Source organism: Cellulomonas sp. KH9, assembly GCF_900114185.1.
GTDB lineage: Bacteria > Actinomycetota > Actinomycetes > Actinomycetales > Cellulomonadaceae > Cellulomonas.
The window spans coordinates 224,550-237,269 of record NZ_FOSE01000005.1 but is presented as its reverse complement, the minus strand read 5'-3'; the positions used below and the strand labels follow the sequence as shown (position 1 = coordinate 237,269).

The following is a 12,720-nucleotide window of genomic DNA, read 5'->3' as shown; positions in this document are numbered from 1 at the left end:
GCCCCACCCCCTGGAGGACCCTCTCGTGCGTGCTGCCCGCCGTCGCCCGGCTCGTGCCGGCCTCGTCGTCGCCCTCGTCGCCGTGCTGCTCGCCGCCTGCACCGGCGGCGGGGCGACCCCGGACGGCACGACCGACGGGACGCCCACCGCCGACCCCGGGCCGCAGCCCGAGGACGTGGTGGCGAGCGAGGTGGTCGTGACGTCGGAGGCCGAGGTGCGGGTCGACGTGCACCCGGTGGTGCGCGCCGGGGACCTCGCCGTGCTGACCCTCGACCTCGTCCCGCCCGACCCGCTCCCGGGGACGGGCAGGGTGCACGTGCACGGGTGGGACGTCGACGGGCTCACGTACCACCTCACCAGCGAGGCCCCGTCGAACGTGCGGCTCGTCGACCTCGTCCGTGACGTGGTCCTGCACGGCGGCACGGACGCCGCGGGCTCTCCGGTCGTGGCACCCGAGGGCTGGGCGACGCTGAGGGACCCCGCCGGGACCCGCCTGCAGATCCCGTTCGCGGCGCCGCACCCCGACGCCGACGAGGTGGCGCTGTTCCTGCCCGGGGCGCCGCTGGTCGCCGCCGTGCCCGTGATCGACGGGGAGGTGCCGGTGAGCGTGCGTCCGGTGTCGGCCGCGGCGAGCACCGGGACGCCCGGCGCCGCCACGGGGAGCGCGTCGCCGACGTCGGCCCCCGAGGTGCTCGACCTGGACGCCGTGGTCGCCGCGCCCGTGTTCCCCCTGGAGTCGACGAGCATCGAGCTCGCCGGCGCGGTGACGACCGTGGAGTCGCAGGAGCGCGTCGACGTGTCCCTCGGGTCGGACGTGCTCTTCGAGTTCGACCAGGACGTCCTGACCCCGGCGGCCGACGAGGCGCTGCGCCTGGTCGCCCAGCGGCTGACGGAACGCGCGCCGGGCGACGTCACGGTCGTGGGGCACACCGACGACCACGGGGACGAGGCGTACAACGCCGACCTGTCGCAGCGCCGTGCCCGGACGGTCGCCGACGCCCTGGGTGCCCTCGTCGACCCCGGGTCGTACCCCATGGCCGTCGAGGGGCGGGGCGAGTCCGAGCCGGTCGTGCCGAACACGTCGGACGAGGACCGTGCCCGGAACCGTCGCGTGACGGTCACCCTCACGTCCACGATGGTGACCCGCACGGAGCTGACGACCGGGGGCGAGCTGCCCCCGTTCGGCCCGGAGGGCCAGGTCGGCACGGCGGGCACGCCGCTGCCGGTCGAGGCCCTCATCGACTGGGAGCTGGAGGCGACCGCGCGACGCGTGCACGGGCACGTCGTGGTGGACCTGGTCGCCCGCAACGTCGACGACCGCTCCAGCTCCGGCGCCAAGATCGGCTCCCTGGACGGCGGGGACCGGGGCCGCGGCGAGGGCACGACGGCACCGAGCGCGTCGTCGAGCGGCACGATCCTGCACGGCGCGACGCGGGTGCTCCCGCTGGACTACCGCACGGGCGTCTCGGAGCGGCACCCGGGTGGCGAGTGGTTCGCGCTCGCGGACCTCACGGTCGGCGGCGCCATGGACCTGGGGCAGGCCCGCACGTTCTCCTTCGTCTACCCGGAGCTCGACGTCGACACCGTGACGTTCCAGGCGGGGACCGGGCGCGGTTCCTGGCACGACTTCCGCATCCTCGACATCCCCGTCGCACGCGGGGACGACGCCACCGGCTGACGCGGGGGCAGCCCAGGACGCGTGCGCCACGCTCGTAGGCTGGCGGCGTGGACGAGTACACGATGACCGGGTTCCGGGTGCGCGAGCACCGCGTCGAGGTGCCGGTCGACCGCGCGGACCCCCAGCGGTTCGGCTCGGTCGAGGTGTTCGCGCGCGAGGTCGTCGACCCGGAGCGCGACGGCGAGGACCTGCCGCTGCTGCTGTTCCTGCAGGGCGGGCCGGGCGGCATGGGGCCGCGCCCCCTGCCCGGCGGCGGGTGGTGGGCGACCGCGCTGGGCACCCACCGGGTCGTGCTGCTGGACCAGCGCGGGACGGGCCGCTCGTCGCGGATCGAGGGGGCGGACGTCGCGGCGTTCGACGACCCGTCCCGGGCGGCGGACTACCTGGCGTGCTTCCGGGCGGACGCGATCGTCGAGGACGCCGAGCACCTGCGCCGCACCGTCTACGGCGGGCGGCGGTGGACGACGCTGGGTCAGTCCTACGGCGGGTTCCTCACGCTCACGTACCTGTCGCGGTACCCCGAGGCGCTGGACGCGTGCTGGATCACGGGTGGTCTGCCGCCGGTCGGCGCGACGGCCGAGGACGTGTACGCCGCGACCTACCCGCGGCAGGTGGCCCGCAACCGCGCGCTGCATCGCGCCTTCCCGTCGGACGTCGAGCTGCTGGGCCACCTGGCCGACCGGGTCGCGGCCGGAGGCGTCCGGCTGCCGACGGGGGACGCGTTGACGGTCGAGCGGCTGCAGACCCTGGGCATGCCGCTGGGCATGAGCACCGGGGTGGACGACCTGCACTGGCTGCTGGACACCGCGCTGGACCGCCACGGCGAGCCCGCACCGGGGTTCCTCGCGCAGGTCGCCGCGCGCACGGGGTTCGAGACGAACCCGCTGTACCTGGTGCTGCAGGAGGTCATCTACCACTCCGGGACCCGCGAGCCCGGCTGGGCCGCGGCGGCCGAGCACGCCCGCCACCCCGGCTTCGCGGCGGACGCCCGTCCGCTGCTGCTCACGGGCGAGGCGGTGTACCCGTGGATGTTCGACCAGGTCGCGGCGCTGCGCCCGTTCGCCGCGGCGGCCCACGAGCTGGCCGCCCGCACCGAGTGGCCCGCGCTCTACGACGTCCACCGGCTGGCCGCGAACGAGGTCCCCGTCGCCGCCGTGCAGTACCTCGACGACCCGTACGTCGACGTCGACCTGGCCCGCGCGACCGCCGCCGGGCTGGGCAACGCCCAGGTGTGGCTCACCAACGAGTACCTGCACGACGGGCTGCGCGTCGCCGGCGACACGATCCTGCCGCGGCTGGCCGACCTGACGTCCGGGCGCTGGACGGTCACGTCCGGCTGACGCACCGCACCGGGTACGCCGACGTGCGATCGGGCGCGCGGCCCGTCAGCCCGCGTGCCGCACGTCGAGCGCGGCGTCGAGGTCCCGCAGGATCCGCTCGCACTCCTCGACGTCCCACGGCGTGCCGGCCAGCTCGAACTCGAAGAGCACCGGGCGCCCGGACCGCTGCGCGATCTCGCGCGCGGCCTTCTGGTAGTACTGCCCGAAGTTGCGGTTGCCGGACCCCATCACCCCGACGAGCAGGCGGCGGTTGTGCGCCGAGCGCAGGAACCGGCGCACCGCCTCGGGGACCGTGTCGTTCGCGTCGTTGCCGGTCTTGTACGACGGCGTCAGCAGCACCCACGGCCCGTCGACCTCGCTGGTGCGGTGCTCCCGCTCGGCGAGGTTGTGCACGGGCCGGTCCAGGCGCTCCGCGAACGTGCGGACCAGCCCGCTCGCGGACGAGTAGTAGTAGACGGGCGTGCGACGCATGACACCAGCCCACCTCCCGGGCGACGTGGGGGCCGCGGACGTTGGTCCCGGTGCGGGGCGTACCCCGGCGCCCGCCGGCCGGTCAGGTGACCAGCGGGTACACCGCGTGCACGAGCCCCACGACGGTGGCCAGCACCACGGCCGCGCCCGTCCACACCAGCAGCCGGGCGACCCGCCGCGTGCGCCGCTCCTCCGCGCCCGTCATGCCTCCGCCAACGCCTCCGGCGACTCGGGCAGCACCTGCCCGCCGTCGACGACGATCCCCTGCCCGGTGACGTACCGGGCGCCGTCGGACGCGAGGAACGCGACGACCTCGCCCACGTCCTCGGGCTCGGCGAGGAAGCCCAGCGGCACGGACCGCGCCATGCGGGCCATGTACTCCTCACCCAGCGCCCGCAGCCCCGGGGTCAGCACGTTGCCCGGCAGCACGGCGTTGACCGTGATCCCGGCCCGCGCGAGCTCGATGGCGGCGGTGCGCACGAACCCCATCTGCGCCGCCTTGGTCGCGCCGTAGTGCGCCCACCCGGGGTACCCGGTGATGTTGCCCGTGATGGAGCTGGTCACGACGACGCGCCCGCGGCCCGACGCCGTCAGCGCCGGGAGCGCCGCCTGCACGGCGTGGATCGTGCCCGTGAGGTTCACGCCGACGATCCCGTCGACGTCCGCGTCCGTCATGTCCGCGACGCGCGCCTGCGGGTAGACGCCGGCGTTGGCGGCCAGCACCGAGAGCCCGCCCAGGTCCTCGACCGCCCGTGCGACGACCTCGCGGCACGCGTCGGCGTCCCGCACGTCCAGCACGTACGCCGCCGTGCCGCGGGAGCGTGCGTCGTCGCACTCCTGCTCGGTGAGCCCCGTGACGGCGACCTGCGCACCGTGCCGGGCGAGGACCCGGGCGATGCCCTGCCCGATGCCCAGCGTCCCCCCGGTCACCAGCGCGGTGCGTCCTGCGAGCAGTGCGGCCATGACGGGTCCCCCCACGTCGTCGGACGGTGGCTCCGGTCCGACTCTCGCGCACCGCGGTGCCCGCCGCACCCCGGGCCGCGCCACCCGCCGGGCGGTACGCCCCGCCCGCGCCTAGCATCCGAGGATGGGCGCAGGGGGAGCGCGGCGCACGATCCTGGTGACCGGTGCTGCCGGTCCCGCCGGGCGTGCGCTGGGACGACGACTGGTGGAGGCCGGCGGGACACGCGACCTCCTGGCGATCGGCGCGGACATGGCACCGGTCCCGGTGCCGGGGTTCGACTCCGTCGAGACGGTCGCCCCGGCGACCGACCCCCGGTACGAGCGGGACATGCTCGCCCTCGTCGCCGGGCTGCAACCGGCCCTGGTGCTGCCGACCGTGTCGGAGGAGCTCGCGCGCATCGCGACCCTCGGGCTGGCGGTCGGCTGGGGGAGCCGGCTGGTCGTGTCGCCCGCGGGGCCGGCCGCGGTGGCGGGCGACAAGCTCCTCACCATGTGGGCGCTCGCGCGGGCCGGCGTCGGCGTGCCGGCGTTCGCCGGTGCGGAGACGTTCCGGTCGGCCGCCGAGGCGCTCGCGTGGGCCGGTGGCCCGGTGGTCGTCAAGCCGCGGGTGGCGCGCGGCGGCCGCGGTGTGCACGTCCTCGAGGACCCCGACGACCGCGTGTGGGGCCGGGTCGACGCGGCCTGGATCGTCCAGTGCTTCGCGCCGGGCACCGAGTACAGCCCGCAGGTGTACCGCTCGCCCGGCACCGGGCGGTGCCGGGTCGTGGTGCTGCGCAAGGCGGGGCTCGAGCACGGGCGGGTCGGCAACGCGACGGCCGTCGAGCGCGTGCCCGACGGTGAGGTGCCGGACGTGGCGGACCTGGCCGAACGCACCGTGCAGGCGCTCGGCCTGGTGGGTCCCGTCGACATGGACGTGCGGCGGCTCGCCGACGGCACCCCGGTGGTGCTCGAGGTCAACGCCCGGTTCGGTGCGGTCTCGGCGTCGGCGCCCGAGCTGCTGGACGCCGTCCTGGACGACTGGCCCGGCTGACCCGATGGTCGTGCTGACCGCGCTGCTGACGGCACTGCTGCTGGTGCTGGGCGTGTCCCTGCTGACCGTGGGCCTGGTGCGCCTGGCGATGGTGCCCGCGGCCCTCGTGTTCGAGGCCCGCCGGCGCCGGGACGACCCCGGTCCGGTCGGCTGCGGCCCGCTGTTCGACCGGCTGCCCGCGGTGAGCGTCGTCGTGCCCGCGTACGACGAGGGACGGGTGCTGGTCGGCTGCGTGGAGTCCGTGCTGCGCAGCGACCACGCGGACCTGGAGGTCGTGTGCGTCGACGACGGCTCGTCGGACGACACGTTCGCGCTGATGCAGGACCTGGCACGCCGGTACCCGCAGGTCCGCGCCCTGCGGCAGGAGAACGCGGGCAAGGGTGCCGCGCTCAACACGGGCATCGCCGCGGCGCGCGGTGACGTCCTCGTGCTGGTCGACGCCGACGGGCTGTTCCGCCCCGACACCCTCACGCGGCTGCTGCGGGGGTTCCGCGGCCCGCGGGTCGGCGCGGTCTGCGGCAACGACCGGCCGGTGAACCTCGACCACGTGCAGACCCGGCTGCTGGCCCTGATCAGCCACGTCGGCACCGGGCTGATGCGTCGTGCACTGGACGTGCTCGGGTGCCTGCCCGTCGTGTCGGGCAACGTCGGGGCGTACCGGCGGGACGTGCTCGCCGTCGTGGGACCCCTGCGCACCGACACCCTCGGTGAGGACCTGGAGCTGACCTGGCGGGTGCACCGCGCCGGGTACGGGGTCACGTTCGCCCCCGACGCCCTGGTCTACGCCGAGTCGCCGTCGACGGTCCGCGGGCTGTGGCGCCAGCGCGTGCGCTGGGCGCGGGGCCTGCTGCAGAGCATCTCGATCCACGCGTCGATGGTGGGCAACCTGCGGTACGGGGCCTTCGGCGCGTACCTGCTGTACACGGTCGTCGCGCAGGTGGCCGGGCCGTTCCTGCAGGTCCTGGGCGTGGCGGTGCTGACGGTGCTGGTGGCCCTCGTCGGCCCGGGGACGCTCCCGGACACGTCACTAGAATGGGTGTTCGTCGTCGGGCTGCCCCTGTCACTCGCGCTGCTGCTGCTGGCGGTGCTGCTCGACCGGTCCCCGGGCGACCTGCGTCACGCGTGGACGGTCGGGCTGTGGCCCGTGTACTCGACGCTGATGACCTTCGTCGTGCTCGACGCTGCCCGGCTCGAGCTCGGGAAAGCGGAGAACCGATGGAACAAGCTGGAGCGCAGCGGCACGGTGTCGGTGCCCGGTCTCGGCCGCGACGCTCCTGGACCGTGATGGTCGCGCTCACGTTGGTGGCCGTCGTGACGGCGGCCGTGGTCGTGGCCCGGCCGTGGCACGCCGCGGCACCGGTGCTCGCCGCCCCGCGGACGCCCGACGTCCAGCGGGCGGTCGCCGTCGACTTCGGCGTCGTCACCGACCCGGCGACCGACTGGGCGGCCCTGTCCGAGCACCTCGACCGGGCGGGGGCCACGAGCGTCGACCTCAACGCGGGCCGCGTCGAGTTCACGGCCTTCGACTGGGACGCGCACCCCGACGCGGCCGCCGAGCCCGGGACCGACCACCTGGCGCACGCCGCGCGGGCGCTGCGCACCGGCGCGGACGGGCGCGTGCGGGACATCGGGCTCATCGTCGACGCCTACGTCCCCCGGTGGATCGTGCAGGACCCGTCCGTGGCCGGCGTCGCCGCCGACGGCACGCGCGCGGTCTACACCGCGTCGGCCACCCAGCTGGCGCGGGGCGAGGTGGGTGAGCGGCTGGTCGCGTACGTGGCGGCGCTCGGCGAGCGGTACCGCCCGGGGCAGATCGCGGTCACCGAGCTCTTCCTGGACACGTTCTCCTTCGGGGACGACGACCTCGAGCTCTTCCGGGAGATGACGGGGGAGGCGGACTGGCCACGGACCGCCGACGGGACGCCGGACGAGGGCTCCGAGCTGATCGGGACCTGGCGCTCGGAGGTGCTCGCCGGCCTGCTGGGGCGGATGCGCGCCGCGCTGGACGCGCTGCCCGACGGTCGCGGCACGGACATCGCGCTGGCCGCGGACGCGCGCATCGACTGGGACGACCCCGCCCGCGGGGTACCGGTCGCCGGTCAGGACTACCGGATCCTGCTGCAGGCGGCGGACCGCCTGGTGCTGTGGGCCTACCTGTTCGGCGAACACGCCCCGGCGGACCTCGAGCGGGTGACCGCGGACCTCGCGGCGGCGGGGTACGACATGTCCCGCTTCACGATGTCGGTGGGGCTGTGGGCACCCACGTCGGTCGACCCGCCCGGGCGGCTCTCCTCCGCCGACCTGGGGCAGGCCGTCCGCGACGCGACGACCCACGGGGTCGCGGACGTCGCCGTCACACCGCTGAGCCTCATGACCGACCAGGACTGGGACGTCCTCGCCGCCGTCTGGGGGCCGGAGGCCTGACCGGCGCTCACGCCGTCGGGTCCGGCAGGTCCGGCAGCACGACCTCGACCTGCGTCCCCACACCCGGTTCGCTGGTGATCGTCAGGACGCCCCCGTGGTCGTCGACGATGCTCTGCACCAGGGACAGGCCCAGGCCCACGCCGCGCACGCGGCGGCGGCGGGTCTCGCGCGAGCGGTAGAACCGCTCGGTGATGCGGGCGAGCTCGTCCTGCTCGATCCCGGTCCCCTCGTCGACGACCCGGAGCCGCGCGGTCCGGGCACCGTCGGAGCCCGTGCCCGCCCCGACCTGCACCAGCACCCGGCCGCCGGCCAGGCTGTACTTGACCGCGTTGCTCAGCAGGTTGTCGACCACCTGCTGCAGCCGCTGCGGGTCGGACGTCAGCGGCACCACCGGGTCGGCCTCGACGTCGACGCCGACACCGGCGGCGGCGGCGATGGGCACGTTCGCGGCGACGGCCGCCCGGACGACGTCCACGACGTCGACCTCCTGCGCCGACATCGGGGCTCCCGCGACCATCTGCGCGCTGGCCAGCAGGTCGTCGACGAGCAAGCGCAGTCTGGCGGCGTTCCGCTCGACGACCGCGAGGTACCGACGCTGCTCGTCGGTGAACGACGCGTCGTCGAGCCGCAGCAGGTCGACGTAGCCGATGATCGACGCCAGGGGGGTGCGCAGCTCGTGCCCGACGAGGCCGATGAACGCGTCCTGCTGGCGCTGCTCCTCGCGGCGTGCCGTGACGTCGGTCGCGACCACCAGGTAGCCCGCGGGCAGCTCGGGGGCGGTGCCCGCCAGGGCTGGCCGGGGTGTCACCACGAGCTCGAGGTCGTGCGCGGTGCCGTCGGGCAGCGCGGTGCGCCACTCGTGCACCTGCGTCCCGCCGTGCGCGGCGGGCCCGACCAGGCGCCGCAGCGCGGCGTCGGACCCGCGTTCCCCCGGCTCCGGGACGACGGGCGGGTCCGGGGGGACGAGGTCCGTGATGACGCTGCCCACGAGCTGGTCGGTGTCCCGCCCGAGGACGCGTTCCGCACCCGTGCTGACGGACAGCACGACACCCTGGGGGTCGGTCGCGATGATGCCCTGCTCGGTGGCGGCCCGCATGATGCTGCGCAGGGTGTCGCGGGAGTCCTGCAGCTGCCGGGCCCGGTCGCTCAACGCGTCCCGCGCGCGCTGCAGCTCGATCGCCTGCAGGCGGGTGGCCTGCACGATCGAGTGCGCCCCGAGGGCGGCGGGCGCGAGGACGAGGAAGGTGACGACCGCGTGCAGGACCGGCCGGACGCGGCCGACGTCGACGACCGCCGGGACGAGCAGCACCACGGCGCACCCGGCGAGGGCGAGGGCGGGCCCCCAGCGGGCCGGCCGCAGGGCGAGCATGCCCATCGGGAAGATCAGCAGGATGTCGAACTCCGCACGCGGCAGGCCGGCGCCGACGTCGAGCAGCGCGACGGCGGCCATCTGCCCCAGCGGCAGGATCGCCCGCCAGATCGGCGGGAACCGGCCCCAGGGCACCACGACACCGGCGATCTGCACGCCGGCCACGAGGACGGCGGCCACCGCCAGCAGCGGCGGGTGGGCGGGCGTGATCGTCGCCTCGACCGCGACGAGCGCGAGGACGATGCTGGCGGTGGCGGGCACCTGCCGCAGCCCGACCGCGTCCGGGGCCATCCAGCCGGCCGCGACCCGACGCACCAGCTCACGCGTCACCGGGTCCGTCAGGTCGGCGTCGGACAACGTCGGCCAGGCCCGGTGCTCGGCCATCACCGCACCGGGCCGTGGTCCGCCCCGGCCCTCGACCAGTCGACCTCCGGGGCGGCCTCGACGCGGGACGCGTCGGCGACGGTCTCGCTGGCCCGGACGGTCTCGAGGGGCTCGACGTCGTGCGCCGGGCTGAACCGCGCCCAGTACCGCGACGCGGCCCGCACGGCGTCCGGCTGCATGTAGTCGCGGTACGACTGGGACGCGAACGCGGCGAGCATCCGCAGCTTGGTCTCCACGAACCCGTCGATGTCGACGAACCGGTTGGGCGCGAACGCGACGGTCGACGACGGGCTCTGGAAGCACCACAGGTTGGGCACCTGCCGGGCGGCGACCTGCACGGCCTCGTGCACGGCACGGTGGTCCTGGTGCCGGTCGTGCGGGCCGTGCGTGTAGATCCGGTCGGGCTGCACCTCGGCCACGACCTCCTCGATGGCCGTGATGATCCCCTCGGCCGGCACGAGGTGGGTGTCGGGGAAGTCCCGGTGGATCAGGCGAGCGCCGACGACGGCGGCGGCCGCGGCGGCCTCCGAGTGGCGCACGGATGTCGCACCGCCCACCGCGCCGCCCGACAGCGTGAGGATCACGAGGTCGTCACCTGCCGCCGCGTGCGCCGCGAGCGTCCCGCCCACGCCGATCTCGACGTCGTCGGGGTGCGCCCCGATCGCGAGGACGCGCTGGCGGGACGTCGACCGGAGCGCGCGGGTGCGCCGTGCGAGCTCCGTGGCGCGCTCGACCACGACCGCCGCCGTGACGGGCTTGACCAGGAACTCGTCGGCCGCGCGGCGCAGCGCCTCCACCGCGTTGTCGAACGTGGGGAACGCCGTCACCACCATGACGGACAGCGCGGGGTCCAGCGCCCGCACCTGCGGCAGCATCTGCAGGCCCGAGATCGAGGGCAGCTGGATGTCGGTGACCAGCACGTCGTAGGTCCGGCGCTGCAGGGCGGCGAGCGCGTCCTCGGCCGTGGTGGCGACGTCGACGACCATCCCCCCGTGCCGTTCGAGGGCGATGCGCAGGAACTCCAGGGCGTCGGCGTCGTCCTCGAGCACGAGCGCCGTGTACGGGTCGTCGTCTGCCATGGCCCCCCCAAGGACGTGCGCCGCTGCCGGTGTCCACTGTAGGGAGGTGGTGGCGTCGTCGCCCGGTGCGGGTGCGGGACCACGGCCCCGCCCCGGATGTCACCGGATGTCGTGACTTTCCGGACGGCATCGCCCTACCGTGTCGGGACGTCGCCCGCGGCTACCCCCGGGGGTGTCGTGGCCGCGGCCGCCCGGCCGCCGGCCCCGCGTGGAGAAGGGGACACCACCGTGGCAGCTCGACGCACCACCGCCCTCGCGGGCACCCTCGCCGCGCTCGTGCTCGGCACGAGCGCCCTGCTCGTCCCACCCGCGGCCGCCCACGGTCGCGGCGGTGGGCCCGGACACGGCCCGGGTCACGGGTCCGGCCACGTCGTCGACGCCCAGCGGTTCGCCCGGCAGGTGACGACCCGCGGCGTGTGGCGGCACCTGGAGGAGCTGCAGCGCATCGCCGACCGCAACGACGGCAACCGCGCCGCGCTGACGTCGGGCTACGAGGCCAGCGCCCGGTACGTCGAGCGCACGCTGCAGCGTGCCGGGTACACCACGACGCGCGACCCGTTCACGTTCGAGTTCGAGGTGGTCGACGCCGCGACCCTGACGACCGACGGCGGGGTGGCCTACGACGTCGACCAGATGCAGTACGCGCCGAGCTCGCCCGAGGGCGGCGTGACCGCACCCGGGTCGGTCCCGAACGACGTCACGGGGTGCACGGCCGACTCGTGGGCGGGCGTCGAGGTCACCGGGACGATCGCGGTGGTCAGCCGGGGTGACTGCTCCTTCGCGGAGAAGGCGGTCACGGCGGAGGCGGCGGGCGCCGTGGGCGTCGTCGTCTACAACAACGTCGAGGGGCTGCTCTACGGCACGCTCGGCGCGGAGGGTGTCGTCACGGTGCCCGTGGCGGGCGCGGACCTGGTCGACGGCCAGGCCGTCGTCGCGGACATCGCCGACGGCGGCGCGACCCTCACGCTCGACACCCGGTTCCACGTCGAGCAGCAGGAGAGCTTCAACGTCATCGCCGAGACGCGGGCGGGCCGCGACGACAACGTCGTCATGCTCGGCGCGCACCTGGACGGCGTCGAGGGGGGCCCGGGCCTGAACGACAACGGCAGCGGCTCGGCCGTCCTGCTCGAGGTCGCCGTGCAGCTGGCCAAGCAGAAGAAGCTCAACAACACCGTGCGGTTCGCGTGGTGGGGTGCCGAGGAGCTCGGCCTGCTCGGGTCGACCGCGTACGTGGAGGAGCTCGCGGGTCAGGATGGCGAGCTGGACCGGATCGCCACGTACCTGAACTTCGACATGGTCGGTTCGCCCAACTACATCATCGGCGTGTACGACGCGGACCAGTCGACGTACCCCGCCCCCGTGACGGTGCCGCCGGGATCCGCCGAGACGGAGGCCGTGCTCACCGGGTGGTTCGACGCGACGGGTCAGCCGTGGGTGGACACCGAGTTCTCCGGGCGCTCGGACTACCAGGCGTTCATCGAGAACGGCGTGCCGGCGTCGGGCCTGTTCACCGGCGCCGACGACATCAAGACCGACGAGGAGGTCGCGCTGTTCGGCGGCACCGCCGGCATCATCCACGACCCGAACTACCACAGCGCCGGCGACGACCTGTCGAACGTCAGCCGTGAGGCGATCGGGATCATGGCGCCGGCGGTCGCGTTCGCGACGGCCACGCTGGCGAACGACACCTCCGCGATCAACGGTGTCTCGGGCCCCGGCGACCAGGGCCACCACCACGGCCCGTGGAAGCCGGGCAAGGGCAAGGGGCACGGGCGCGGCCACGCGGGTGCGATGGAGCTGCGGACGTCGTGACGTGCTGACGGTGTGACGCCGGTGGCCCGGGTGCCTGCGGGTGCCCGGGCCGCTGCGCGTCCGGCGCCCCCGTCCCGTTGGCGTGGCCGCCCAGCCTCGCTCGGGACGGGCGACATCTTGCTCCTCCACACGGCGCCTGCCAAGACCCCCCGTGACCTTTTCTTGACCTT

The 12,720-nt window shown here is 75.1% G+C and carries 11 protein-coding genes; 6 read left to right on the top strand and 5 right to left on the bottom strand.

Annotated elements, in window-relative coordinates; translation table 11 throughout:
- Positions 1-25 precede the first annotated feature (25 nt).
- Both BMZ16_RS16850 and BMZ16_RS16845 read left to right on the top strand, forming a co-directional pair.
- The gene (locus BMZ16_RS16850; protein WP_089802618.1) at positions 26-1,678 is read left to right on the top strand and encodes an OmpA family protein; all 1,653 of its coding nucleotides are present in this window, start codon (positions 26-28) and stop codon (positions 1,676-1,678) included.
- A gap of 62 nt (positions 1,679-1,740) precedes the next feature.
- Positions 1,741-3,018, top strand: a complete 1,278-nt coding sequence (locus BMZ16_RS16845; protein WP_089802960.1) for an alpha/beta fold hydrolase — start codon at positions 1,741-1,743, stop codon at positions 3,016-3,018.
- Positions 3,019-3,063: 45 nt separating this feature from the next.
- Here BMZ16_RS16845 and nrdI read toward each other — a convergent pair whose 3' ends face one another.
- The 3 genes from nrdI to fabG all read right to left on the bottom strand — a co-directional run bounded on the left by nrdI (position 3,064) and on the right by fabG (position 4,452).
- Entirely contained in the window at positions 3,064-3,489 is a 426-nt protein-coding gene (nrdI, locus tag BMZ16_RS16840; RefSeq protein ID WP_089802616.1) for a class Ib ribonucleoside-diphosphate reductase assembly flavoprotein NrdI, read from the bottom strand.
- An 82-nt stretch (positions 3,490-3,571) separates the two neighbouring features.
- Positions 3,572-3,694, bottom strand: a complete 123-nt coding sequence (locus BMZ16_RS19905; protein WP_255366767.1) for a hypothetical protein — start codon at positions 3,692-3,694, stop codon at positions 3,572-3,574.
- The gene (gene fabG / locus BMZ16_RS16835) at positions 3,691-4,452 is read right to left on the bottom strand and encodes a 3-oxoacyl-ACP reductase FabG (RefSeq protein WP_089802614.1); all 762 of its coding nucleotides are present in this window, start codon (positions 4,450-4,452) and stop codon (positions 3,691-3,693) included. Before fabG ends, BMZ16_RS19905 begins: the two co-directional genes overlap by 4 nt.
- A gap of 124 nt (positions 4,453-4,576) precedes the next feature.
- Here fabG and BMZ16_RS16830 point away from each other — a divergent pair, with 124 nt between their 5' ends.
- The 3 genes from BMZ16_RS16830 to BMZ16_RS16820 are packed head-to-tail and all read left to right on the top strand — an operon-like array spanning position 4,577 to position 7,906.
- Positions 4,577-5,482, top strand: coding sequence for an ATP-grasp domain-containing protein (locus tag BMZ16_RS16830; protein WP_089802612.1), 906 nt, complete (start codon positions 4,577-4,579; stop codon positions 5,480-5,482).
- A 4-nt stretch (positions 5,483-5,486) separates the two neighbouring features.
- On the top strand, positions 5,487-6,767 hold the full coding sequence (locus BMZ16_RS16825) for a glycosyltransferase family 2 protein (protein WP_177199756.1): 1,281 nt from the start codon (positions 5,487-5,489) through the stop codon (positions 6,765-6,767).
- On the top strand, positions 6,767-7,906 hold the full coding sequence (locus BMZ16_RS16820) for a hypothetical protein (protein WP_255366786.1): 1,140 nt from the start codon (positions 6,767-6,769) through the stop codon (positions 7,904-7,906). Before BMZ16_RS16825 ends, BMZ16_RS16820 begins: the two co-directional genes overlap by 1 nt.
- Positions 7,907-7,913: 7 nt before the next feature.
- On the opposite strand, the gene BMZ16_RS16815 is transcribed toward BMZ16_RS16820, so the two are convergent.
- Together BMZ16_RS16815 and BMZ16_RS16810 are read right to left on the bottom strand one after the other, a co-directional pair.
- Positions 7,914-9,659 carry a sensor histidine kinase gene (locus BMZ16_RS16815; RefSeq protein WP_089802610.1) on the bottom strand — a complete coding sequence of 582 codons (1,746 nt, stop codon included), beginning with the start codon at positions 9,657-9,659 and terminating at the stop codon, positions 7,914-7,916.
- Complete coding sequence (locus tag BMZ16_RS16810; protein WP_089802609.1) at positions 9,659-10,738, bottom strand: PIG-L family deacetylase; 1,080 nt, start codon at positions 10,736-10,738, stop codon at positions 9,659-9,661. Before BMZ16_RS16810 ends, BMZ16_RS16815 begins: the two co-directional genes overlap by 1 nt.
- Positions 10,739-10,966: 228 nt before the next feature.
- On the opposite strand from BMZ16_RS16810, the gene BMZ16_RS16805 reads away from it, so the two are divergent.
- Complete coding sequence (locus tag BMZ16_RS16805; RefSeq protein WP_089802607.1) at positions 10,967-12,550, top strand: M20/M25/M40 family metallo-hydrolase; 1,584 nt, start codon at positions 10,967-10,969, stop codon at positions 12,548-12,550.
- Positions 12,551-12,720 lie beyond the last annotated feature (170 nt).

Coding starts and splice junctions, on each gene's coding strand:
- BMZ16_RS16845 (WP_089802960.1), top strand. CDS start 1,741: ATGACCGGGTTCCGGGTGCGCGAGCACCGCGTCGAGGTGCCGGTCGAC.
- BMZ16_RS16815 (WP_089802610.1), bottom strand. CDS start 9,659: ATGGCCGAGCACCGGGCCTGGCCGACGTTGTCCGACGCCGACCTGACG.
- BMZ16_RS16830 (WP_089802612.1), top strand. CDS start 4,577: ATGGGCGCAGGGGGAGCGCGGCGCACGATCCTGGTGACCGGTGCTGCC.
- BMZ16_RS16820 (WP_255366786.1), top strand. CDS start 6,767: ATGGTCGCGCTCACGTTGGTGGCCGTCGTGACGGCGGCCGTGGTCGTG.
- BMZ16_RS19905 (WP_255366767.1), bottom strand. CDS start 3,694: ATGACGGGCGCGGAGGAGCGGCGCACGCGGCGGGTCGCCCGGCTGCTG.
- BMZ16_RS16825 (WP_177199756.1), top strand. CDS start 5,487: ATGGTCGTGCTGACCGCGCTGCTGACGGCACTGCTGCTGGTGCTGGGC.
- BMZ16_RS16810 (WP_089802609.1), bottom strand. CDS start 10,738: ATGGCAGACGACGACCCGTACACGGCGCTCGTGCTCGAGGACGACGCC.
- fabG (WP_089802614.1), bottom strand. CDS start 4,452: ATGGCCGCACTGCTCGCAGGACGCACCGCGCTGGTGACCGGGGGGACG.
- nrdI (WP_089802616.1), bottom strand. CDS start 3,489: ATGCGTCGCACGCCCGTCTACTACTACTCGTCCGCGAGCGGGCTGGTC.